The following is a 23,519-nucleotide window of genomic DNA, read 5'->3' as shown; positions in this document are numbered from 1 at the left end:
AAATGGCGTTCCCCAGGGCCATTGGTCCCCCGTTCTCCGGCAATGGTCAATACCTGCCAATCCGGCGTGTCGCGCGTCACAAACGAGTTAAATTCGGGCAATCCGCCCACGGTCGAGGAGGGTCACCGGTATGGCAACCAAACCGGCTCAATCGCCGGCTTCGAATGGCGCGACTGCACAGCCACTGATCGGCAAGGGCTGGGCCCAGGGTGTGGCCCTGGTGTTGATCTTCGGATTCTTGGTGCTGGGCATCCTGGCCTACCGGGCCTACACAGCGTCGATGCCGATGCCGGACAAGGTTGTCAGCCAGTCCGGTCAGGTGTTGTTCACCAAGGACGACATCACTCATGGCCAGGAACTGTTCCAAGCTCGCGGTCTGATGGAGTACGGTTCCGTGCTCGGCCACGGCGCCTACCTGGGGCCCGACCGCACCGCCGAATACCTGCGGATGGCCACCGAGGACGTCGCCGGCCAATACCGGGCAGAAGGTGTCAGCGAGCCACACGATCGGGTGGTCGCCGAGTTTCGCACCAACCGTTACAACCCGGACACCAAGACTCTGGTGTTCACCGACAAGCAGACCCGGGCGTTCGACAACATCCAGCGGCACTACGCGTCCTTCTTCGGCGAGGACTCCACCAAATACGGTCTGCTGCCGCGCCTGATCACCGACAAGGCCGAGATCCATGATCTGACTTCGTTTTTCGCCTGGACTGCCTGGGCATCCGCGGCGCAGCGACCCGGCCACGTCTACAGCTACACCAATAACTGGCCATCGGAGCCCCGGGTCGACAACGGCCCAACCGCGTCGGTGATCGTGTTCTCTGCGTTGTCTCTGATCGCGCTGCTGGGCGGCATCGGGATCATGTTCGCCGTGTACGGCCGCTGGAGCCAACAGGTCGGCTGGCACGGCGAGCAGGCAACCACGTTGTCGTTCCGCGAGCCGGGCGAGGTGGGCCTGACACCGGCTCAGCGCGCCACGGTCTGGTTCTTCGCGATCGTGTCGGTGCTGTTCTTGGCGCAGACATTGGTGGGCGCGGCCGCCGAGCACTACCGGGCCGACCTGTCGAATTTCTTCGGTTTGGACCTGGCCCGGGTGCTGCCCTACAACCTGGCCCGCACCTGGCATGTGCAGCTGGCCCTGTTCTGGACCGCGGCGGCGTTTCTGGCCGGCGGCATTTTCCTGGTGCCATTCATCGCCCGCCGGGAGCCGAAACGCCAGAGTTGGCTGGCGTACGGGTTACTGGGCGCGGTCGCGCTGGTCGTATTCGGCTCCCTGATCACCGAAGCGCTGTCCATCTACGGGATGATCCCGGAAGGGTCGCTGTTCTCCCAGCAATGGGAATACCTCGACCTGCCGCGGTTGTGGCAGATCCTGCTGATCGTCGGCCTGTTTTTGTGGATCGCGATCATCTGGCGCGGGATGCGGGCCCGGCTGCGGGGCGAATCGAAACTCAACATGCCGTGGATGTTCTTCTTCGCCGGGCTGGCTATCCCGGTGTTCTATGCGGTGGGCCTGCTGGCCAGCAGCAAGACCCACTTCTCGGTGGCGGACTTCTGGCGATTCTGGGTGGTGCACCTGTGGGTGGAAGACTTCCTCGAGCTGTTCACCACCGTGATGGTGGCCTACATCTTCGTTCTGCTCGGGGTGGTGCGGGAACGGATTGCGCTCGGGGTGATCTTCCTCGACATCATCTTGTATTCCGCCGGCGGCGTGATCGGCACCATGCATCACCTGTACTTCTCGGGCACCCCGGTCGAGCACATGGCGCTCGGCGCGTTCTTCTCGGCCGCCGAGGTCATCCCGCTGACGTTCCTGACCGTCGAGGCGTGGGCGTTCCTGCAGCTCGGGTCGCGCCAGCAGTCCGGTGACGCCAAGCCCTTCCCCCACCGCTGGGCGGTGATGTTCCTGGTGGCCGTTGGCTTCTGGAACTTCCTGGGCGCCGGCATCTTTGGGTTCCTGATCAACCTGCCAGTGGTGTCCTACTACCAAATCGGCACCGCGCTGACCGCCAACCACGGGCACGCCGCCATGATGGGTGTCTACGGCATGCTCGCAGTCGGCCTGGCGATGTTCGCGTTCCGCTACATCATCCCGGCCGAGAAGTGGCCGGAAAAGCTTGCACGACTATCGTTTTGGGGCATGAACATCGGGCTGGCCTGGATGGTGTTCGCAACGTTGTTGCCGCTGGGCGTGATGCAGCTCTACCACTCGGTCAACGAGGGCTATTTCGAGGCCCGCTCGTTGGGCTACATCACCCGGCCGGGCAACTCGGTGCTCGAGTGGCTGCGAATGCCCGGTGATCTGATTCTGATTCTCGGCGGTGTGCTGCCCTTCATCTGGATCGCGTGGACAGCCGTCCGCAACTTCCGATCGGGTTCGGTGGCCCAGGAGTTGCCGGAACATCCGCTCTACACCGAGACAACCCCTGCCGCGGAAGCCGAGTCCGCGGCGCCGGCGAAGGAGTGACGATGGCTGCGCCCGCCACGTCGGTGTGGCTGGTCGCCGGATACGCATTGTTCCTGGTGACCGTCGGATGGGGCTTCGACGCGATGGCCAAGCGAGTGTCGGGGGTCGCCGCGCGGTGGCGCACCGGCAAATTCGTCTACCGGCCCGACCACGACGCCTGGGTGTGCCCCCAGGACCAGTGGCTGTGGCCGACGTCGTTCGACCCGCAACACCGGGTGATGCGGTACCGGGCGCTGCCGGTGGTATGCAACGGTTGCCCAGTGAAGTCGACATGCACAACGTCGGATCACGGCCGGGAGATCACCCGGGAGATCGATCCGTGGCCGTACTCGGACGCCGGCCGGTTCCACCGCGGCATCGCCTGTTTCGTGGCAGCGCTGGGCGTCATCATGCCGCTGGCGATGCTGATCGGCCACCACACTCCAGTCGACGTGCTGATGTTGGGCGGCGCTGCCCTGGTTGTCGTGATCGTTGGGCTGCCACTGGCGCGGCACTTGTGGAACAGCCCGTCCAACGCTCCCGAATACCTGCCGCACCGCACCGGTCTCGAGGAGCAGGTGGCGGCGGCGATCGACCGATACTCCACCCGGTGGGGCGGCTGGAAGCAGAAGCAGGACGGCCCGCAGTGAGCGCCGGGGTAATCGCGGTTGCGGTGGTCGCGCTCACCGTACTTGCCGTGCTGGCATACTTCTCCCTCGTGGTGCTGCGCGAATACGAGCGCGGGGTCGTCTTCCGGATGGGACACGTCCGGCCGCTGTACCGGCCGGGGTTGCGGTTTCTGATCCCTTTGGTGGACAGGATGATTCGGGTAGATCAACGGGTCGTCACCCTGACCATCCCGCCGCAGGAGGTCATCACCCGAGACAACGTCCCGGCCCGCGTCAACGCCGTCGTCATGTTCCAGGTCATGGACCCGTCGAAAGCCATCCTGGCTGTGGAGAACTACGCCGTCGCGACCTCACAGATCGCCCAGACCACGCTGCGCTCGCTGCTGGGCCGCGCGGATCTGGACACCCTGCTGGCACACCGCGAAGACCTCAACAGCGACCTGCGCACGATCATCGAGAAGCAGACCGAGCCATGGGGGGTGCAGGTGCGGGTTGTCGAGATCAAGGACGTCGAAATACCCGAATCGATGCAGCGGGCGATGGCCCGGGAGGCCGAAGCCGAACGCGAACGGCGGGCGAAAGTCATCAACGCACGCGGCGAACTCCAGGCGTCCGAGGAATTGCGCCAAGCCGCCGAGACATTGTCGAAAAATCCGGCGTCACTTCAATTGCGCTACCTGCAAACGCTATTGGAGCTTGGTGCCGACCAGAATTCGACCGTCGTGTTCCCACTGCCTGTCGACATCATCACGCCATTCTTGAAACACCCAGAGGTGTTGGAAGACATTTCAAGCGCGCTGAACGACCGGCGCTAAACAGGTGTGAACGCTCACCCGGGCCAAAGGGCCACCGGGCCAGGGACCAATGGCCCTGTAACCGCGTCCGGTTTCGGAGAACGCTTAGGGCAGGTAGAAATCGGAGGTCCAGATGCCTGCCGCGATGGTAGAAACCGACGTCGTCAAGGATGCGGTGCACTTAGCATGCCGCGCCCCGTCACTGCACAACACCCAGCCCTGGCAATGGGTTTTCGACGGCGCTGGACTGCGGCTGTTCCTCGAGCCTAACCGGGTTGTGAACTACGACCGGTCACGCCGGCAAGCGCTGATCAGTTGCGGCGCCGCGCTCGACCACCTTCGGGTGGCGATGGCCGCCGTCGGGTGGCGATCTCATGTCGACCGGTTCCCGAATCCCAACGACCCGAACCACTTGGCGACTATTTCCTTCACCCCGATGGACTACGTGACCGAGGGCCATCGTCGCCGCGCCGACGCGATCCTGCTGCGACGCACCGATCGGCTGCCGTTCACCGCTCCAACAAACTGGGCATCGTTTGAGCCCGTGCTGCGCAACGCTGTCGACGGTGACGCCGTCTATCTGCATGTGATGCCCGACGACCTGCACCGCTGCCTGGCCGACGCATCCCAGCTCGCCGAGTCGCTGCGACTATACGATTCGACATATCACGCCGAATTAGGCTGGTGGACAGCGCCATTCGAAGCATCAGAGGGTATTCCGTACAGTGCGCTGGTGTCCGCCGCCGAAAGCGACCGGGTCGACGTGGCGCGAGTGTTCCCGTTCACTCACAACGGCGAAAGGCGCACCGAAGTCCCCGAAGACCACGCGGCGATTCTGTTGCTGTCCACCGATGCCGACACCCCGGCCGACGCATTGGCAACCGGCGAAACGTTGTCGGCGGTTCTGCTGGAATGCACCATGGCCGGTTTGGCCACCTGCACGGTGACCCATATCACCGAAGTCCATGTCACCCGCGACATGGTCAAGTCGTGCATGGAGCACGACACCGTCCCACAAGCCCTGATACGGGTGGGCGTGGCACCGGCCATGGCAGAAATACCGCCGCCCACACCGCGGCGACCGCTCGAAGACGTCTTCCGTGTGCAGAGCTGAAAGGACCCGCAATGCGTGACCCATACTCCCCATCCCCATCTGTTGTCGTCGGCGTCGACGGTTCACGCTCAGCCATACAAGCGGCGATGTGGGCCGTCGATGAGGCGATCGATCGCGACGTTCCACTGCAGCTGTTGTATGCGATCGAGTCCGTCAGCAACGATCCGGACGACAAGGCTACTGAAGCCGCGTCCGCCGAGAATGCGGTCCAGGAGGTGCTGGCCAGGGTCGAGTCGACGGGCAAGCCGGTCAAGCTGGAGGCCGACATCGTGCATCGCTACCCGGTCACCGCGCTGGTCGAGGCATCCCGCTCGGCAGCCCTGCTCTGCGTCGGCTCGGCAGGTTTTGTACACGCCACGCAGGGCCGCCTCGGCTCGACGGCGGCTGCGGTTGCGGCTTCGGCGCATTGCCCAATGGCAATCGTGCCGGCAACCGCCGGCTTGAAACGGCACGACGCAGGTTTGATCCTCGCAGTCGTGGACGGATCACCGGCCGACAACACGGTGCTCGAGCACAGTGTCGCCGAAGCGCGCCTTCGCGCCGCGCCGGTGCGCGTTTTCAGGATGCCGCACGCCGCCGCGGTACCCGGGCGGAGCCGGGACGGCGTACAACTTGAACACCGTTTCACCCACTGGCGGAGAAACCTTCCCGATCTCGACATCCAGCTGGTGCCCGAGCATGACGGCTTGCTCAATTACCTCGAGCATCTGCAGCGCGCCGCAACGCCAGTCCAGCTAGTCGTGGTGGACCCCTTGCGGCCCGGTCCACTCGATGTCCTCTTGGCGCCCTCCGGCCGGGCCGCCCTGGATGCCGCGGGTTGCACCGTGATGGTTTGCGACCGAAAGTGGTGGTTATGAACCTTGGCGAATCCGATGTGCCCACCACCGCCGCCCCGGTCAAGGTTTTCCTGGTCGACGACCACGAAGTGGTCCGACGCGGCCTGATCGACCTGCTGAGCGCCGACCCCGAACTGGAGGTCGTCGGTGAAGCCGGTTCAGTGCGCGAAGCCCTGGCACGAGTGCCGGCGCTGCAGCCCGACGTTGCCGTGCTAGATGTGCGCTTGCCCGACGGCAACGGCATCGAACTGTGCCGCGACCTGCTGTCTCGAATGCCGGAGCTGCGCTGCCTGATGCTGACCTCATTCAGCTCGGACGAGGCGATGCTGGACGCCATTCTGGCCGGCGCCAGCGGATTCGTCGTCAAAGACATCAAAGGCATGGAATTGGCGCACGCCGTCAAAGAGGTCGGTGCGGGACACTCGCTGCTTGACAACCGCGCAGCGGCGGCGCTGATGGCCAAACTTCGCGGCGAAGCCGAGCGGCCCGACCCACTGTCCGGGCTCACACAGCAGGAACGCGTGCTGCTCGATCTGTTGGCCGAAGGGTTGACCAACAAACAGATCGCCGACCGGATGTTCCTCGCCGAGAAGACCGTGAAGAACTACGTCTCCCGTTTGCTGGCGAAGCTCGGCATGCAACGGCGCACCCAGGCGGCGGTGTTCGCATCCAAGCTCGACCGCCCGCGCCACGTCGATGGATAGCACTTCCCCTCTTCGTGACACGCTTTCCCAGCTGCGGCTGCGAGAACTTCTCGTCGAAGTGCAAGACCGTATCGAGCAGATCGTGGAAAGCCGCGACCGCCTCGACGGGTTGGTCGAAGCGATGTTGGTGGTCACCTCCGGCCTCGATATCGACACGACCCTGCGGTCGATCGTGCAGTCGGCCATCAAACTCGTCGACGCCCGGTATGGGGCACTTGAGGTACACGACCAGGACAAGCGAGTGGTGCAGTTTGTCTACGAGGGGATAGACGAAGAGACGGTCCGTCGCATCGGTCATCTCCCCGAGGGCCGCGGTGTGGTTGGCCTGCTTATCGATGACCCTAAACCGTTACGCCTGGCGAACATCGCCGATCATCCAGTGTCGGTGGGTTTTCCGCCGCACCATCCACCGATGCGCACCTTTCTCGGGGTGCCGATCGGGGTCGGGGACGACGTCGTCGGCAACTTGTATTTGGCGGAGAAGGCCAACCGGCAGCTGTTCAGCGAGGACGACGAGGTGCTGGTGCAGGCGCTGGCGGCGGCGGCGGGGATCGCAATCGCGAACGCCCGGCTGTACCAACAGGCCAGGGCGCGTCAAGCATGGATTGAGTCGACTCGCGACATTGCGACAGAATTGCTCTCCGGCGCCGAACCAGCGACGGTCTTTCGACGTGTCGCCGACGAGGCGCTCAAGCTGACTGGCGCCACCGCGGCATTGGTCGCCATCCCCGCCGATGACCAGACCGCAACCGACGACGTAACCGAGCTTCTGGTGGCCGAAACGGTGGGCGAAGCGCCGACATCCGTTGCTGGACAGACGATTGCGGTGGCGGATACACCAGTTGGCGGTGCCTTCGCCAAGCGCGAACCGCAACGGGTTGAACACATCGACTTCGACGGCGTAGACGGTGGACCCGCTCTGTTGCTGCCGCTCCGCGCTGCCGACACCATCGCCGGGGTGGTGGTAGTGCTTCGGCAGAGCGGTGCGGCCCCCTTCGACGACGAACAGCTGGCAATGATGGCAGCGTTCGCCGACCAGGCCGCGCTGGCGTGGCAACTGGCCACCACGCAGCGCCGCATGCGCGAACTCGATGTCCTGACTGATCGTGACCGCATCGCGCGTGACCTGCACGACCATGTCATCCAGCGCCTGTTCGCAGTAGGACTGGCATTGCAGGGCACCATCCCCCGCGCACGCTATCCCGAAGTCCGGCAGCGACTTTCGAATGCTGTCGACGACTTGCAGGCCGTCATTCAAGAGATCCGCGTAGCAATCTTCGACCTGCACGGCGGCCCGGCCGGTACCGGCCATTTGCGCCAGCGCCTCGACGCGGCGATCGCCCAATTCGCCGATTCGGGGGTACGCACCACGGTTCAGTTCGTCGGACCGCTGTCGGTCGTCGATTCCGACTTAGCCGATCACGCCGAAGCCGTGGTACGCGAAGCCGTCAGCAACGCGGTGCGGCACGCCAATGCGACAGAGGTGACCATCGACGTCAGGGTAGAAGACGAGTTGGGTATCGACGTCGTAGACAACGGCTGCGGCATCGCTGGGCCGGTCACCGAAAGCGGTTTGGCCAACCTGCGGCGTCGCGCCGAGGAGGCCGGTGGCGAGTTCACGATCACCAACGCACCCGACGGCGGCACCGCTCTGCATTGGTCGGTGCCGCTGCCCTAGCCGCTACTCGAACGGCGTGCCGTCCAGTCGAGTGACGACATCTCCTAGCGGCCGACGCGGCGTCGCCGGTAACGGATCGGTGCCAGCGGGTGGCCAACCCACCCTCAGCAGCATCTGCGGGAATCCACTGGTCCCGAAGACGTCGGTGCGCACTTCCTCGCGAATTTCGGGGATTTCCAACGGTTCAGTAATAGGGCAACTTGCCAGCCCCAACGATGTGGCCGTCAGCAGGACGAGGCTCGTAGCCTCTCCGGCGCGCAGCCGCGCCAGGGCGTCGTCGTCACGGGTGCCAAGCGCCATAACGACCGCGTTGTCTACGGTAGGTGCGGTCCCCATTGACTCGTGTAGTGCGGGACCCGCAAACGCGCGTCTCGGGATAGCCGCTTCCGGGTCTCGCTGGGGGGCGTTGCGGGCCGGTACGCCGGCCTGAGAGGCGTATCTTCCGCTCCACGTCGTCAATTCGTAGAGGTAGTCCGCGCTTTCGGCATGCCGCAGAGCGGCCTGCGCTACGAGAGCGCTCAGATGACCGAGTGCTTCCACTTTGCGCAGCATCACACCTAAGCGTGCAGCACGCGAACCCATCAATGTGATGTCTACTGCGGGTACCGGTTGTGAACTGTAGCGCCGCCGGTCGGTACGCCGGCGCGGAATCGCCGCTGCCAGCGCGATATCGGTGTCAGTCGCGGGACACCGCATGAGCTCAATAGCCGCGAGATGGTTGTTGTCAGCGGGATTGGGGAACCTGTGTACTTTGGCCAGCCAACCCAGCGCCGCGAAGGCAACAACACAGTGGTTCAACGATATCCCGCAGCTGATCATCAGGTCGCGACCGTCCGGATCGGTGCTGTGTAGTTGTAAGTCCTTGTTGGAGTAGAGGTGGATGCTCTTGTCGCCTACACGCCACAACCACGGCTGGGTGTTGTGCACCGACGGCGCCTGCGTCGCCAACGTAAGGGCGGTCCGGATGGTCTCGGCATCCGGGAACGTTGCGCTCATTTCTGATACCTCTTATTCGGTCGGCTCTCCTCCACCCTGTCGCGGCCAGAGCGCTCGGACTAGGGACGGAAGACCCCAGGTTGAAAGGACTTGGGAAATCGGGCGAATCGACGGCGCATAGCCATCACCGACGAGCATTAGGGCCATCCAGGTGAGTGACAAAAGGCCCCTGACCCACGCCGGTTATCGCCCTACCGTCGGTAGTGCATGCTTCCGCTTGCCGACGACCGAAGGGACCAAATGATGCCGGCTTCAATCAAGCATCCGGGAATAGTCGTCGGGGTTGACGGCTCGGTCGCCTCGCAGGCGGCTGTCCGCTGGGCGGTGCACGAGGCTGCGATGCGCGATGTGCCGTTGACACTGGTTCACGCGGTAGATGCGGCCCTGTCGACGTGGCCGCATGCTCCGGTGCCGAATTTTGAGGAGTGGCTGGCAAAGCGAGGGCGGGCGTTCCTCGACGACGCCGTCGACATCGCCAGGGAAAATGCTGCGGCGGCCGGGCGACCAGAGGTCCACAGCTACATGCTGTTCGCTGCGGCGGTCCTGACGCTCGTCGACTTTTCCAAAGAGGCCGAAATGATCGTGGTCGGCTGCCGGCGAGGCGGCGGGCCGACCAGCTTCCTGCTGGGGTCAGTCAGCTCCGGATTGGTTTATCACGCCCATTGCCCGGTCGCGGTGGTGCACGACGAAAACCCGCCACTGAGTGACGCGCCGGTGCTGGTCGGTATCGATGGGTCGCCGGCCTCGGAATTGGCGACGGCGATCGCCTTCGACGAGGCTTCCCGGCGACGTGTCGAGCTGCTGGCTCTGCACGCCTGGAGCGACCGGGAAATCTTCGAGCTGCCAGGCCTGGATTGGGAGATCGTCAAACAACAGGAAGAGCTGAGTCTGGCCGAGCGGTTGGCGGGCTGGCAGGAGCGCTACCCCGACGTCAAAGTGGGTCGCATGGTGGTGTGCGATCGGCCGGCGCGCCAGCTCATCGAACAGTCAGCGATCGCGCAGCTGGTAGTGGTCGGCAGTCACGGCCGCGGTGGCTTCGCTGGCATGCTGCTCGGCTCCGTCAGTGCCGCGGTGGTGCACTCGGCGCGCATACCGGTGATCGTGGCGCGCCAGTCATAGCTCGCCACAAGACAATTAAGGTAGTTTCGCGACGGTCAACAACACTGCGGAATCTTCCACTGCCTCCAAACTGTGTGAGGCATCGGGCACCTTGAGCAGATCGCCTGTGCGGCCGTCCCATGAATTAGTGCCGGCGGCCAGTCGGACACGACCGCGCAAAACATAAACGGTGGCTTCTCCAGGATTTGCGTGTTCCGACAGCGTCGTCCCCGCAAGCAAAGCGATAACGGTCTGGCGCAGCACGCGTTCATGGCCTCCGACGACGGTGTCGGCGGCTCGACCGCCATGAGATGCCGCCAATTCCAGCTGTTGTCGGGCCAAAGCCTCCAATGAAATCCGCTGCACACGCACTATTTCATTCGAACCGGCCACCTGAGTCAACCGCGGATGATTTGGTACTCAGGCGCTCACCACCAGCGTCAGCCCGTGATCCTCGCGTACTCGCTTGCGCCGTTTGCTACTTGCTACCAGGCGGGCTACCGCGACTTCCATACCCCGGGCCAGTTCGTCGACGTCGGGCATGGCGTCGAAGTCGGCAAGAATGCCGAAGAACAGGCCGTCGGCATAGCTGAGGATCGCGACGCCGCTCCGCAGGCGCATGGCGATCGGCGGAACCGGCATCACCGCTATCGCCGTGCGTCCCATGATCTTTAGCGGTTCAGACGGGCCTGGGACATTCGTGGCCAACGTGGCGACGGCCCGCTGGGGCAACCGGGTCAACAACCGCACCACAGGCGCCGTCAGAGCGAATGGAATGGCGTTGGCCATCGATACGAACGCATTTCCAGCTTGGCGTTGTCCGGTGGCCTTCGCCTTGGACAGCCGGGAATGGACCATTCTCAACCGCCGAATCGGGCTCTTCTCCTCGACCGGCAGATACGGCAGCATCACCGAAACCCGGTTGTCGGCCTTGCCGAGGGCCGCGGCGGAGCGCACCGACACCGGCACCAGCGTGCGCAGCGAATCCGGCAGCGGCTGTTCACCGCGGCGGGTCAGCAAGGCGCGGTAACTCTCCGTCAGTGCGGCCAAAGCGACATCGTTGACGGTGACGTCGAACGCTTCGCAGATCTCCTTGACGTCGCTGAGCGAGACGCGCGCCGCGCTGTAGCGGCGCAGGCTGGTGATCGGGCCGTTCAGAGATGGGCCGGCAGACGGGCGCATCAGTCCTGTGGCGAGTTCCGCGGCGCCGCGGGCGCTCCTTAGGACGTTCGCCGCGACAGAGGTGGATGTGCTCCACACCTCGCTCATCAACGCGATCGGATTAATGCCGGCCTTGGGCGGCGAAAGTCGCTGTGTCTGGCCCTCTTTGGCGGCGCGAATCTGACCCGTGAAGCTGTGACGAATACCGCCGTCGGACAGTCCGGCAAGCATGTGGGCGGTCGCTATACCGTCTGCGATGCAGTGGTGGACTTTCATCAGCATGGCCCAACGGCCATCGGCCAACCCCTCGATGACCCAGATCTCCCAGAGCGGGCGACTTCGGTCCAGCCGCCATGACATCACATCGGCAATGGCGCGGAACAACTCTCGATCGGTGCCCGGATGTGGCAGCGCGATACGTCGTACGTGGTGGGCGATGTCGAAACGGGGATCGTCCACCCATTGCGGTGCGCCAAGGTCGAACGGGCGCAATCGGATCCGCTGAGCGAATCTCGGGCAGGTACCGATCCGTTGGGCCAGGGTCGACATCAGGGAATCGTGATCTGGCATCGGCCCCTCGATAACCGCAAGCCCACCAATCGCCAAATTCGCGCGCTGGTCTGAATCTTCGGCGTGGAGAAATCCCGCGTCCAAAGTTGTCAAGTGGTCCACGGCTCGACCTCCCGGGTTATGCGTAACTGCTAGTACCAGCATCTGACGGATCGACCATGCCAGCAGGGCCAAAGGTCCCGATTGTGCGTTGACTTACCGTGTTGCCCCCGCGAGTAACGATCAGAAGCTCTCGCTGGAGGCAAGAGCCAGTCGGGACCGGACAGTTATCCCGGGCGCTATGGGATCGAATTCCAGAAATCGATGACAGTACTGGCGATTTGGTCGACGTCGACCAGCAGCGGGCCGACGTGTCCCGAGCCGGTGACGGCCACTGCTCGCGCGGTCGGCATCGTCGCGGCAGCGGCCTGGGCGTCAGCTGGTCGCCAGTGCTGGCCGCCGAGGTCGCCGGTGATCAGCACGGTCGGAACGGTGACGGCTCGGAGCTTGTCGGTGAGCGGGCGCCAACTGTGCATGAATCGGATGGTGCGCCATATCGATTCGCGGTCGGCCGCCCGGAAGGCAGCCATCATCTCCGCAGCCCGATCAGGCTGTGCCGCAATCGCATCGGAACCGAGTAGCACGTCGAACAGCACCTTGGTGAGCAAGCGGTTCGGGCCCAGTAGTCGGTAAAGCAACGCGAGTGGATACGTTTGCGTCCAGCGTTGGGTCCGACCGACCGGAGTGACCGGTGCGGCGATCGTCACTAGGCTGCGCAACCGGTGTGGCCGGGTAGCCGCCAGCGTGATCCCGACATGCCCGCCCCACGCATTGCCCACCCAATCCACCGGCTCGGTGACACCGAGTGCATCGAGCACCTCGCAGGCAGCTTGCACGCAGTCCTCGAGAGTGAAGTCACGGCGAATCGGACTGCTGAGGCCATATCCGGGTCCGTCAATCGTCACCACCTGACGATGGGCGGCGAACGCGTCAACCAGCGGACCCCAGCTACGCGAATCGACCCACAGGCTGTGCCATAACACCGCCGGTGGGCCCGCACCGAAGCGCCCAATGTGCAGCGGCCCAAGGCAGGTGGACACCAGATCGGAATTGGTGGCGTGGGCCGTCATGGCGCACCTCCATACAGGCAGTATGTTGATACCATACAGACTGTATGGCCGCAGTCAAGGAAACCCTGAACGCGCGCGAACGGCTCATCGCGGTGGCGACCGAGTTGTTCGGTGAGCGCGGGTACCACCAAACCGGTACCGAGGAGATCGTCCGCCGCAGCGGCGTGACCCGTGGCTCGCTCTACCACCACTTCGCCGACAAATCGGCGCTTTTTGAAGAGGTCTTCGACCGCGCAGAGCAAAGGGTCAGTTCGCAGGTCCGTGCCGCGGCGAGTGCGGCCATCGAGCGAGGCGAGGATCCATGGTCGGTGTTCGTGGCCGGATGGGAGGCGGTCCTCGACACCGCCGTCGATGAGCCGCTTCAGCGCATCCGCGTTGTGGACGCCCCCGCCGTACTCGGATGGCGAAAGTGGCAGGAGCGCAACGCCCGCTACACCATCGCAAACATTCAGGCCGGCCTGGTTCTCCTCCTCGAACACGGTGTGCTCGCGCCCCAGCCCGTGGCGCCCCTCGCGCTACTCCTCATGGGGCTCAGCAACCAGGCGGTGGCGGCGATAGCCGGAGCGGAAAATCCGCTACGCGCCCGCCAAGACATCGGCGCAGCCGTGCGCCGCCTGCTCGAAGGCCTGCGCTACAACGGCTGACGCGGTTCCCGAAGGCTCATGTCAACATGCCCGCTTCGGGTGGCCAAACACCCGATCCACAGGCCTTGACAACTTGCCGTTAGGTGCCGGCTGGGGTTCAGCGCGAACCGTTGAGCGTTCTACGCAAAATTCACCCGCGAACCGTCCGGCCCGGACCGCTCGGCCGGCCAGTCGGGCCTTGGGAACAGTGGCCGCAGGGCAGCCGGTGGCCGGAACGGGGCCCACTCGCCGCGCGGCTGCGCCAGTCGGTCCGCGACAGCCCACACCACGGCGGGGTTGTGGCCGTAGCCGAAGTGGCTGCCGATCACGGAGATGTTTTCCGCGCGCGGCGAGCGCAGATCCAGACACGCCTGCCAGGCGACCACACCGTCGTATCTGGAGTAGATCGACGTCGCGGGGACCGGCAGGGGCTCGGTTTCCAGGTCGAGCGGCGCGGCAGCCCGCTCGACGTGCAAATGAGAGAAGCGGTTGAACGCCGCGCTGGCACGACTTTGGTTTTGGTCGGTGAGACGGAAGGGGCTGCCGAGGGTGATCACCTGGCGTACCGACGACGGCCGGCGCCGCGCCATGGCCCGCGCGTAGATGCCGCCGAGGCTCCAGCCGATCACGCTGACTGGCGTGCCGTATCGGGTGTGCAAGTCGTGCAGGCGCTCGCCCATGCCCGCGACGGCCTGGGCCGTCGGACCGATGTTGCGGCCCAGCCGCCAGCCGTGTACCCGGTATCCCAGGCCGCGCAGGATACGGCGCAACGCCAGCGTCGACCCGTCGCCGGCCAGCAGGCCGGGCAGCACCAGAACCGGATGGCCGTCGCCGACCGGCAGGGCGCGCCGCAGCGGCAGCGACCCGAGCAGCAGCCCGAACTCGACCGCCGCACGCGCCGGATCGGTCAGCGACAGCGACAACGGTGGGGCGCCTGGTCGCCTCTCGGCGGGTTCGAAGATCTGCTCCGACATAACTGCCAGCCTGCCATCAGTCGGGCGCGATGCGCGGGTGTTCGCCGCGAGTATTGGCAGGACGGCTCGCAGCTGACATCATTAGTAGCATCAAATGATGCTGATTTAGATGCGAGGAGCCCCGATGAGGACGACGGTGACGATCGACGACGAACTCTTGGCCCGCGCGAGCGAGCTGACGGGAATCACCGAGAAGTCGGTGCTGCTGCGCAACGGGTTGACGACCCTGATACGTGTCGAAAGCGCCCGTCGACTGGCCGCTCTCGGAGGGTCGGAGAAGGAGGCCGCTGCGGCGCCCCGGCGACGGGGCTCCGCCGGGTGATCCTCGTCGACACCTCGGTGTGGATCGATCATCTCCACCACACGGACCCCCGATTGGTCGCTCTCCTGAATGCAGACGAAGTCGGATGTCACCCATACGTGATCGACGAATTGGCGCTTGGATCGATCAAACAGCGCGCCATAGTCATTGAACTACTCGGCAGTTTGCATCGATTTCCCGTTCTCACGCACGCCGAGGTGATGACGCTCGTCGACCGCCGCAGGCTCTTCGGGCGTGGCCTGAGCGCGGTGGACGCTCACCTCCTCGGGTCGGTGTCGCTCGTCGGCGGGGCGCGGCTGTGGACCCGCGACAAGCGGCTGATCGCTGTGTGCCGCGACACCGGAGTGCCTTCTCTCGCCGAGTCCGGATAGAACACGATGGTTTCGGGTATGTGCCGCACACCGACCGGGAGGGCTGCAATGAGCGAAGGCGTACAGACGGGCACGATCACCACACAGGTCCCCGCCCGGCTGGATCGCCTGCCCTGGTCGCGGTTCCACTGGCGGGTGGTTGTCGGATTGGGCGGCGTCTGGATTCTGGACGGCCTCGAGGTCACCATGGTGGGCAACGTCGCGGCCCGACTCACCGAGCCTGGCAGCGGCATCAAGATCAGCATCGCGCAAATCGGCGTCGCCGCAGCGTTTTACATTGCCGGTGCTTGCAGCGGTGCGCTGTTCTTCGGTCAGCTCACCGACCGCTTCGGTCGTAAGAAGCTGTTCGTCACCACCCTGGTGATCTACCTGGCGGCCACCGCGGCGACGGCATTCTCCTTCGCACCCTGGTACTTCTTCACTGCGCGGTTCTTCGCGGGTGCCGGCATCGGCGGCGAATACGCCGCGATCAACTCGGCGATCGACGAGTTGATCCCCGCGCGGGTCCGCGGCCGCGTCGACTTGGCGATCAACGGTTCATTCTGGCTGGGATCGGCGCTGGGCGCGGCCGGCGCGCTGCTTTTCTTGAACACGTCCATTTTCCCGATCGGCATAGGGTGGCGAATCTCGTTCGGCATCGGCGCCGTCTTCGGGTTGGCGGTGCTTGTGGTGCGCCGCAGTGTTCCCGAAAGCCCGCGCTGGCTTTTCATTCACGGCCGTGAAGAGGAGGCCGAGGAGATCGTCCGTGGTATCGAGGACGAGGTCGAGCTCGAGATGCAGGAATCGCTGCCGGAACCGGAGGGATCGCTGACCATCCGGCAGCGCAAGACCATCTCGCTCGCCGAGATCGCCAAGGTGGCCTTCACGCTCTATCCTGGCCGCGCGGTCCTCGGTCTTGCGCTGTTCATCGGCCAAGCGTTCATGTACAACGGGGTCACCTTCAACCTCGGCACCCTGTTGAGCGGGTTCTACTCGGTGGCCTCCGGCATGGTGCCAGTGTTTTTCATCCTGTGGGCGCTGTCCAACTTCGCCGGGCCGGTGCTACTCGGGCCGCTGTTCGACTCGGTCGGGCGAAAACCGATGATCTCGCTGACTTACCTCGGCTCCGCCGCGCTGGCGGTGGTACTGGCGGGCATCTTCGTGAGCCAATTCGGCGGCGTCTGGACGTTTCTCGCCGTGCTCATGCTGTGCTTCTTTTTGGCCGGTTCCGGCGCCAGCGCGGCATACCTGACGGTCAGCGAGATATTCCCGATGGAGACCCGGGCGTTGGCCATCGCCTTCTTCTATGCGGTAGGCACCGCGATCGGCGGAATCACCGGCCCCCTGCTGTTCGGCGACCTGATCGAATCCGGGGACCGGCATCAGGCCGCCCTGTCATTTCTGATCGGTGCGGCCGTCATGGCGATCGGCGGCGTGGTCGAGCTGATCTTGGGCGTCAAGGCCGAGGGCCAGAAACTGGAGGACCTCGCGATGCCGCTGACTACCGCGGATGCCGCATGACGCCGTGGGTGTGCCGGCTGGTCGGGCATCGACCGCGATTTCGCGCCGAAGGCCGCACGCTGCACTGGGAATGCGAGCGCGGATGCGGACACGCCGGCAGCAAGGCATACCGCACCGCCGAGGAGGCGCGCCGGTATGCCGCGGCGTTTGACCGCACCGGCGAGTTGGGCAACCGGGCGCCGCCGATCGGATTGCTGCCACTTCGGTTGTGGCGCAAGGCGCGTCGGTCCTGACAACGGTTCTCAGCGCTGCCTCAGCGCCCGCAGGAAGAACCCCAGATTGGCCGGCCGCTCGGCCAGACGTCGCATGAAATACCCGTACCACTGGGTACCGAACGGCACATACACCCGCACCTGGTAGCCGTCGCCAACCAGCCGCCGCTGCTCGCCGTCGCGAATGCCGTACAACATCTGGTATTCGAAATCGGCAGCCCCCCGGCCACTTTCGCGGGCTGCCACCGCCGCCGCGTCGGCGATCACCGGGTCGTGCGAGGCCACCATCGGGTATCCCGATCCCGCCATCAGCACCCGAAGGCAGTCCAAGTACGAGGCGGTGACGGCGGCGCCATCCCGGTAGGCCACCGACGCCGGCTCGTCGTAGGCGCCTTTGCACAACCGCACCCGAGCGGAGGCGAAGTCGCGGCAGTCGCCGAGCGTGCGTCGCAAATAGGCCTGCAAAACCACGCCCAGCCAAGGGAATTCGTCCTGCAGATCGGAAACGATGGACAAGGTGGAATCGGTGGTGGTGTGGTCTTCGGCATCCACGGTCACCCAGGCGCCGACCCGCTGGGCGCGCGCACAGATGGTGTGGACATTCTCGCGCGCAATCTTCTCGCCGTCGCGTTCCAACGCCTGGCCCAGCGCCGAAAGCTTGACCGACACCTCCAGCGGACGGGCCCCGTCGTGCACCGCGTCGGGCCGCCCGCCCAGCGCATCCAGCAGGTCGAGGTAGGCCTGCATGCTCGCGGTGGCGGCGTCGACGTCGGCGACGTCCTCACCCAGGTGGTCGACGCTGACAAAGCGTCCCGAATCCCGCAGCGCCGCAACACTGTCCAGCACACAGTCGAGCGTCTCCCCCGGCACGAACCGGTGCACCACCTTGCTGGTTACCGGTAACCGCTCCGCGGCGCGCCGCAACCGGTGCGAGCGGCTCGCCGCCAGGACCGCCGGACGCACCGTCCTGGCGAAAATGCGGGGTTTGCGGGCGACCCACTGCGCCCGGCTTCGCCGCGCTTGTGATCGCCCGGACATCATTTGCGGGCGACCCACTGCGCCCGGCTTCGCCGCGCTTGTGATCGCCCGGCCATCAGTCCGCCGCCATGTGCGGGTACAGGTGCTCGGTGGCCGGCACGAACGTCTCCTTGATCGTGCGCGCCGACGTCCAGCGCAGCAGATTCAACGACGAACCCGCCTTGTCGTTGGTGCCCGAGCCCCGCGAACCACCGAACGGCTGACGTCCCACCACCGCTCCCGTCGGCTTGTCGTTGACATAGAAGTTGCCGGCGGCGAATCGCAACCGGTTCTGCGCGGTCAGCACCGCGTCGCGGTCATCGGCGATCACCGCCCCGGTCAGGGCGTAACGCGATCCGGTGTCGACCACGTCGAGGATCCGCTCGTAGGCGTCGTCAGGGTAGACGTGCACCGACAACAGCGGGCCGAAGTACTCGGTGGCGAACGCTTCGTCGGTCGGGTCGTCGGACAACAGCACCGTCGGGCGCACGAAATAGCCTTCGCTGTCGTCGTATTCGCCGCCGACGGCAATGGTGACACCGGCCGCACCCTTGGCCCGCTCGATGGCGTCCACATTCTTCGTGAACGCCCGACTGTCGATCAGTGCCCCGCCGAAATTGGTGAAGTCGGTGATGTCGCCGTAGCGCAATTGGGCTGTGGCGGCCAGGAAGTCGTCGCCCATCTTTTGCCACACCGAATGCGCAATGAACGCCCGCGATGCCGCCGAGCACTTCTGGCCCTGGTAGTCGAACGCGCCGCGGATCAACGCGGTGCGCAGCACATCCGGCTGCGCCGACGCGTGCGCCACCACGAAGTCCTTACCACCGGTCTCGCCTACCAGCCTCGGATAGCCGACGTAACGGTCGATGTTGGCGCCGACCTCGCGCCACAGCCGTTGGAAGGTGGCCGTCGACCCGGTGAAGTGGATACCGGCCAGCCGCGAATCCGCCAGCGCCACATCGGAAACCGCGTAGCCGTCGCCGGTGACCAGGTTGACCACCCCCGGCGGCAACCCGGCGGCCTCGAGCAGCTGCATGGTCAGATAGGCCGCCAGAGTCTGAGTGATCGACGGCTTCCACACCACGGTGTTGCCCATCAACGCCGGAGCGGTGGGCAGGTTCCCGGCGATCGAGGAGAAGTTGAACGGCGTGATCGCGTAGGCGAATCCGTCCAGCGGCCGGTAGTCGGTGCGGTTCCATTCGCCGGGCCCGCTCAGAGGCTGTTGCGCCAGGATCCGGCGGGCAAACGCGACGTTGAACCGCCAGAAGTCGATCAGCTCGCAGGGCGCGTCGATCTCGGCCTGGTAGGCGGTCTTGGATTGGCCGAGCATGGTTGCGGCCGCGATCTTTTCCCGCCACGGCCCGGCCAGCAGGTCTGCGGCCCGCAAGAAGATCGCAGCGCGCTCGTCGAACGGCATTGCGGCCCAATCCAACCGCGCGGCCATCGCGGCCTCGACGGCCGCCGCGGCGTCGGCGTGCGTCGCGTTGGTCAACGTGCCCAGCCGGGCGGCATGGCGGTGTGGTTGCACGACGTCGATCCGCTCGCCGCCGCCCATCCGATGCTCGCCGGCGATCACATGCGGCAGGTCGATCGGGTTGTCGGCAAGCGAGCTCAGCGCTGTAAGCAGCCGACCGCGTTCCGGTGAACGCGGCGCGTAGTCGTGAACCGGTTCGTTGACGGGCAGCGGAACATCAGTGATCGCGTCCATGCCCTCAGGATCCCCGCCAAGAAGCGCACAGCCTTTGGCCGATCAGACAACCCGAGGGGCTTTCGACAGTAGAATCGCACAATATGCGGGTGACGGGCGTCGGGCTGGGCCAGTTGCTGCTGGCCCTGGACGCGACCATGGTCAGCCTGGTCGACGCCCCGCGCGGCTTGGATCTGCCGGTGGCGTCGGCGGCGCTGATCGACTCCGACGACGTACGTCTCGGCCTGGCGCCGGGCGCGGATTCGGCCGACGTGTTTTTCCTGCTCGGCGTCAGCGACGACGAGGCGCAGCGCTGGATCGGCACGCAGTCGAGTGCGCCGGTGGCCATCTTCGCCAAGCAGCCCTCCGGTGCGCTGGTGGGTCGTGCCGCCAAGGCCGGGTCAGCGGTGGTCGCCGTGGACCCGCGGGCCCGCTGGGAACGGTTGTACCGCTTGGTCAATCACGTCTTGGAGCATCATCGAACGGACCCCCGCTACGACTCGGGGACAGACCTCTTCGGTCTGGCCCAGTCGGTGGCCGACCGCATCCACGGCATGGTCAGCATCGAGGACGAGCAGTCGCATGTGCTGGCCTATTCGGCGTCCAACGACGAGGCCGACGAGTTGCGGCGGCTGTCGATCCTCGGCCGCGCCGGTCCGCCCGAGCATCTGGAGTGGATCAGCCGCGCCGGCATCTTCGACGCGCTGCGGGCGGGCGACGAGGTGGTGCACGTCAAGGAGCGCCCGGAGTTGGGCCTGCGCTCGCGGCTGGCGATCGGCATTCACCAGCCACCGGTCGACGCGCGGCGCCCTCCTGCGTTCGTCGGGACCATCTGGGTGCAGCGCGGCTCGCGGCCGCTGGCCGACGATGCCGAGGAAGTGCTGCGCGGCGCCGCGGTGCTGGCTGCCCGGACCATGTCGCGGCTGGCGGCGCGGCCCTCGACGCACGCGCTGCGGGTCCAGCAGCTGCTGGGCCTGGCCGACAAGGAACGCCTCGACACCAGCGACATCGCCCACGAACTGGGCATTGCCGCCGACGGCAGCGCCGCACTTCTCGGCGTCGACTCCGCCGATCGACACACCCGACTGCCCGACATAATCGCATTGAGCGCCAGCGCTTTTCGCGCCGACGCCCAGGTCACGTCGAGCGGCTCGCGGACATATGTGTTGCTTCCCCACACCGCCAAACCCGCGTCGGTCGCATCCTGGGTTCGCGGCACCATCGGCTCTCTGCACACCGAGCTGGGGCTGCGCCTGCGGGCCGTCATCGCAGCGCCCGTCAACGGACTGGCCGGGGTGGCCGCGGCCCGTGCCGAGGTCGACCGCGTGCTGGATAGCGCTGCGCGCCACCCGGATTCGATCGGTCAGGTCAGCTCGCTGGCCGAGGCGCGCACCACCGTGCTGCTCGACGAGATCGTCACGATGGTCGGTGCCGACGACCGGCTCGTCGACCCACGGGTCCGCGAGCTACGTACCCGTGAGCCGGCGCTGGCCGAAACGCTGCGCACGTACCTGGACAGCTTCGGCGATGTCGGCGCGGCGGCACAGCAGCTGCACGTGCATCCCAACACCGTGCGCTACCGGGTCCGCCGGATCGAACGGCTGCTGTCGACGTCGCTCGCCGAACCCGATGTGCGGCTGGTGCTTTCGCTGAGCCTGCGGGCCACAGAGCGCTAAAGCGCGTCGACCTTCGCGTCGTGCCCGGCGCCGGCCGTCATCGTGGCGGCCTCTCCGCGTGCCAGGCCAACGGTCGCCACGATCACCAGCACCGCCGCCGCCACCAGCAAAAGCCACTCCGGCCCATCGGCTTCCAAGGTCTCCTTGAGCACGAGGATCCCCAGCGCCGTGGCCACCACCGGCTTCGCCACGGTGATCGTCGGAAGGGAAGCCGTCAGCGCGCCGGCCCGAAAAGCCGACTGCTGGAAGATCATTCCGACCACCGCGGCCAAGATCCAGGCATACAACTCCGGGGTTCGCAAGAGCGCACCTGCCCCGTGTTCGAGCACGTCGACAATGCCCTTGGTCAGCACCGCGAAGAGCGCCAACGCCGAACCCGACACCGCCGCCAGCAGGACCGCCGCGGCCGGGCGATCCGACCAGATCCGGGCGCCCACCACACACAACGCCAATGCCGGGCCCATCACGAGGGCCACGACGATCCAGGTTTCCAGCGAGCCGCGGGATTGGCCGGCCGTCGGATCACCGACCGTGACGACAACCGCCAAGGCTGCGGCCAGTACGACCGCCCAGATCCACTCCCGGCGAGTAATCCGATGACGGGTCACCCGCGCATAGATGGGCAGGGCGAACAGCAGCACGGTCACCTGCAGTGCCGTGACCAACATGACCGACCCCTTGTCGAGTGCAGCGGCAAGCAGGCAGTAACTGGCGACGTCCCCCAAACCGCCGAGCCACCACCGGCCGTCGCGCACCAACATCCCGAATAGCGCCAAGTGGCCGACCTGTTCGTCGGTGATCTGCTGTGCGATCCGCTGGCGGACCACACTGCCGATCGCGGCGGCCAGCGCGGCGCAGAGCGCAAGAAACCCCGCGATATCCGTATTCGACATCTGACCTCCTTGCCTAGTGCTCACAAGTGTGCTCGACGAGCTTCGCGGCGAAACCGCGACGTCTGTGCACCCTCAGAGCGGAAACTTGGTGTCGGTCAGCTGCTCGGACAACTCCCAGAGCGCCGCCGCGGTGCTCGACCGCTTCGCCGGCCAGTTACGCCAGGTCGGCCCGCTGGAACCGTAAAACGCGAACCGCGGGCCGACGTAGGTGTCGCCGGGCAGATCCTGCGACACCGCGTACAACGTCTGCCGGGCACCGAAGTCGGCATCGGTGGACACCACCCGGTCGACGGCCAGTACCACCGCGTCGCTGACTGTGCGTCCGGACTGGCCCTGCAGGTTGGTATGCGACCAGCCGGGGTGGGCGGCCAGCGCCCGCAGCGACGTGCCGGCGGTCTGCAGGCGCTGCTGCAGCTCACTGGTGAACAGCAGGTTGGCCAGTTTGGACTGGCTATAGGCCAGCCACCGCGAATACGGGCGGGACTGCCAGTTCAGGTCTTTGAGGCTGATGTAGCCAAACATGTGCATGAGCGACGACACCGTCACCACGCGGTCGGTGAGCCTGGGCAACAGCAGGTTGGTCAGCGCGAAGTGGCCGAGGTGGTTGGTGCCGATGTGGCGCTCGAAGCCGTCGACGGTCAGCGCGTGGTCGACGGCCATGATCCCGGCGTTGTTGACCAGGACGTCGACCGCGTCCACGCCGTCGGCGAAAGCCCGCACCGACGACAGATCTTCCAGGTCGAGCCGACGTACCTCGACGTCTCCGGTCATGCGCCGGGCGGCGGCCTCACCCTTTTCGGTGTTGCGCACCGCGAGGATGACGTGGGCACCGACACGAGCCAGCTCGCGGGCGGTCACCTCACCCAGCCCGGCGTTGGCGCCGGTGACGACGACAGTGCGTCCGGCGAACGAGGGCAGGTCTGCTGCGGTCCAACCAGGCATGGCAGACACAGTAATGAGTCCGCATGAGCGTCGAACACCGCCGCCGGTCAGCCGATTGCCCGGCGAAAACGCCGTCGCAGGTATCGTCCACGGGATGCGTGCGAAATCCCACCTGAGCGCACCCGCGCACCCGCCGAGGAGCATTCCCTCAACGGAGATCTGCG

General features: G+C 65.7%; 23 protein-coding genes. 14 read left to right on the top strand and 9 right to left on the bottom strand.

Going from position 1 to position 23,519, the window contains the following annotated elements:
* Positions 1-130 precede the first annotated feature (130 nt).
* From G6N47_RS14530 to G6N47_RS14500, 7 genes are all read left to right on the top strand, one after another.
* A complete protein-coding gene (locus G6N47_RS14530; RefSeq protein WP_083134378.1) occupies positions 131-2,470 on the top strand; it encodes a nitric-oxide reductase large subunit in 2,340 nt (779 codons plus the stop codon).
* Between the two features lie 2 nt (positions 2,471-2,472).
* On the top strand, positions 2,473-3,099 hold the full coding sequence (locus G6N47_RS14525; RefSeq protein WP_083134379.1) for a hypothetical protein: 627 nt from the start codon (positions 2,473-2,475) through the stop codon (positions 3,097-3,099).
* A complete protein-coding gene (locus G6N47_RS14520; protein WP_083134380.1) occupies positions 3,096-3,893 on the top strand; it encodes a slipin family protein in 798 nt (265 codons plus the stop codon). Before G6N47_RS14525 ends, G6N47_RS14520 begins: the two co-directional genes overlap by 4 nt.
* A gap of 112 nt (positions 3,894-4,005) precedes the next feature.
* Positions 4,006-4,986, top strand: a complete 981-nt coding sequence (locus G6N47_RS14515; protein ID WP_083134381.1) for an Acg family FMN-binding oxidoreductase — start codon at positions 4,006-4,008, stop codon at positions 4,984-4,986.
* 11 nt (positions 4,987-4,997) lie between these two features.
* Positions 4,998-5,843, top strand: coding sequence for a universal stress protein (locus G6N47_RS14510; RefSeq protein WP_083134382.1), 846 nt, complete (start codon positions 4,998-5,000; stop codon positions 5,841-5,843).
* The gene (gene dosR / locus G6N47_RS14505) at positions 5,840-6,526 is read left to right on the top strand and encodes a hypoxia response regulator transcription factor DosR/DevR (RefSeq protein ID WP_083134383.1); all 687 of its coding nucleotides are present in this window, start codon (positions 5,840-5,842) and stop codon (positions 6,524-6,526) included. Before G6N47_RS14510 ends, dosR begins: the two co-directional genes overlap by 4 nt.
* Positions 6,519-8,204: a GAF domain-containing sensor histidine kinase gene (locus G6N47_RS14500; RefSeq protein ID WP_083134384.1), complete on the top strand. Its 1,686-nt coding sequence runs from the start codon at positions 6,519-6,521 to the stop codon at positions 8,202-8,204. The genes dosR and G6N47_RS14500 overlap by 8 nt, the downstream gene beginning before the upstream one ends.
* Before the next feature lie 3 nt (positions 8,205-8,207).
* Here the strand turns inward: G6N47_RS14500 and G6N47_RS14495 are convergent, their stop codons facing one another.
* Positions 8,208-9,200, bottom strand: a complete 993-nt coding sequence (locus tag G6N47_RS14495) for an Acg family FMN-binding oxidoreductase (RefSeq protein WP_083134385.1) — start codon at positions 9,198-9,200, stop codon at positions 8,208-8,210.
* A gap of 243 nt (positions 9,201-9,443) precedes the next feature.
* Between G6N47_RS14495 and G6N47_RS14490 the strand changes: the two genes are divergently transcribed.
* The gene (locus tag G6N47_RS14490; RefSeq protein WP_083134406.1) at positions 9,444-10,319 is read left to right on the top strand and encodes a universal stress protein; all 876 of its coding nucleotides are present in this window, start codon (positions 9,444-9,446) and stop codon (positions 10,317-10,319) included.
* A 15-nt stretch (positions 10,320-10,334) separates the two neighbouring features.
* On the opposite strand, the gene G6N47_RS14485 is transcribed toward G6N47_RS14490, so the two are convergent.
* The 3 genes from G6N47_RS14485 to G6N47_RS14475 form a co-directional block, all read right to left on the bottom strand.
* Positions 10,335-10,664, bottom strand: coding sequence for a cupin domain-containing protein (locus tag G6N47_RS14485; RefSeq protein ID WP_083134386.1), 330 nt, complete (start codon positions 10,662-10,664; stop codon positions 10,335-10,337).
* Between the two features lie 54 nt (positions 10,665-10,718).
* Positions 10,719-12,131, bottom strand: coding sequence for a WS/DGAT/MGAT family O-acyltransferase (locus G6N47_RS14480; protein WP_083134387.1), 1,413 nt, complete (start codon positions 12,129-12,131; stop codon positions 10,719-10,721).
* Positions 12,132-12,307: 176 nt separating this feature from the next.
* The gene (locus tag G6N47_RS14475) at positions 12,308-13,138 is read right to left on the bottom strand and encodes an alpha/beta fold hydrolase (RefSeq protein ID WP_083134388.1); all 831 of its coding nucleotides are present in this window, start codon (positions 13,136-13,138) and stop codon (positions 12,308-12,310) included.
* Positions 13,139-13,182: 44 nt separating this feature from the next.
* Between G6N47_RS14475 and G6N47_RS14470 the strand changes: the two genes are divergently transcribed.
* Entirely contained in the window at positions 13,183-13,782 is a 600-nt protein-coding gene (locus G6N47_RS14470) for a TetR/AcrR family transcriptional regulator (protein WP_083134389.1), read from the top strand.
* 119 nt (positions 13,783-13,901) lie between these two features.
* Here the strand turns inward: G6N47_RS14470 and G6N47_RS14465 are convergent, their stop codons facing one another.
* Entirely contained in the window at positions 13,902-14,735 is an 834-nt protein-coding gene (locus tag G6N47_RS14465) for an esterase/lipase family protein (RefSeq protein ID WP_083134390.1), read from the bottom strand.
* A 124-nt stretch (positions 14,736-14,859) separates the two neighbouring features.
* Between G6N47_RS14465 and G6N47_RS14460 the strand changes: the two genes are divergently transcribed.
* The 4 genes from G6N47_RS14460 to G6N47_RS14445 are packed head-to-tail and all read left to right on the top strand — an operon-like array spanning position 14,860 to position 17,161.
* Entirely contained in the window at positions 14,860-15,057 is a 198-nt protein-coding gene (locus tag G6N47_RS14460; RefSeq protein WP_083134391.1) for a type II toxin-antitoxin system VapB family antitoxin, read from the top strand.
* Positions 15,054-15,428, top strand: a complete 375-nt coding sequence (locus G6N47_RS14455) for a type II toxin-antitoxin system VapC family toxin (RefSeq protein WP_083134392.1) — start codon at positions 15,054-15,056, stop codon at positions 15,426-15,428. Before G6N47_RS14460 ends, G6N47_RS14455 begins: the two co-directional genes overlap by 4 nt.
* A 48-nt stretch (positions 15,429-15,476) precedes the next feature.
* Positions 15,477-16,928 carry an MFS transporter gene (locus tag G6N47_RS14450; protein WP_083134393.1) on the top strand — a complete coding sequence of 484 codons (1,452 nt, stop codon included), beginning with the start codon at positions 15,477-15,479 and terminating at the stop codon, positions 16,926-16,928.
* Positions 16,925-17,161, top strand: coding sequence for a hypothetical protein (locus G6N47_RS14445; protein WP_083134394.1), 237 nt, complete (start codon positions 16,925-16,927; stop codon positions 17,159-17,161). The genes G6N47_RS14450 and G6N47_RS14445 overlap by 4 nt, the downstream gene beginning before the upstream one ends.
* Before the next feature lie 9 nt (positions 17,162-17,170).
* Here G6N47_RS14445 and G6N47_RS14440 read toward each other — a convergent pair whose 3' ends face one another.
* Together G6N47_RS14440 and pruA are read right to left on the bottom strand one after the other, a co-directional pair.
* Positions 17,171-18,178, bottom strand: coding sequence for a proline dehydrogenase family protein (locus G6N47_RS14440; protein ID WP_083134407.1), 1,008 nt, complete (start codon positions 18,176-18,178; stop codon positions 17,171-17,173).
* A gap of 55 nt (positions 18,179-18,233) precedes the next feature.
* Positions 18,234-19,865: an L-glutamate gamma-semialdehyde dehydrogenase gene (gene pruA, locus G6N47_RS14435; protein ID WP_083134395.1), complete on the bottom strand. Its 1,632-nt coding sequence runs from the start codon at positions 19,863-19,865 to the stop codon at positions 18,234-18,236.
* Between the two features lie 83 nt (positions 19,866-19,948).
* Here pruA and G6N47_RS14430 point away from each other — a divergent pair, with 83 nt between their 5' ends.
* Positions 19,949-21,520 carry a PucR family transcriptional regulator gene (locus G6N47_RS14430; RefSeq protein ID WP_179966384.1) on the top strand — a complete coding sequence of 524 codons (1,572 nt, stop codon included), beginning with the start codon at positions 19,949-19,951 and terminating at the stop codon, positions 21,518-21,520.
* Here the strand turns inward: G6N47_RS14430 and G6N47_RS14425 are convergent.
* Positions 21,517-22,413 carry a DMT family transporter gene (locus G6N47_RS14425; RefSeq protein ID WP_083134396.1) on the bottom strand — a complete coding sequence of 299 codons (897 nt, stop codon included), beginning with the start codon at positions 22,411-22,413 and terminating at the stop codon, positions 21,517-21,519. The genes G6N47_RS14430 and G6N47_RS14425 overlap by 4 nt on opposite strands.
* A 72-nt stretch (positions 22,414-22,485) precedes the next feature.
* Positions 22,486-23,355: an oxidoreductase gene (locus G6N47_RS14420; protein WP_083134397.1), complete on the bottom strand. Its 870-nt coding sequence runs from the start codon at positions 23,353-23,355 to the stop codon at positions 22,486-22,488.
* Between the last annotated feature and the right edge of the window lie 164 nt (positions 23,356-23,519).

It is taken from the genome of Mycobacterium branderi (genome assembly GCF_010728725.1).
Taxonomy (GTDB): Bacteria; Actinomycetota; Actinomycetes; order Mycobacteriales; family Mycobacteriaceae; genus Mycobacterium; species Mycobacterium branderi.
The sequence above is the reverse complement of the archived record's forward strand: the minus strand, read 5'-3'. Positions and strand labels throughout refer to the sequence as shown.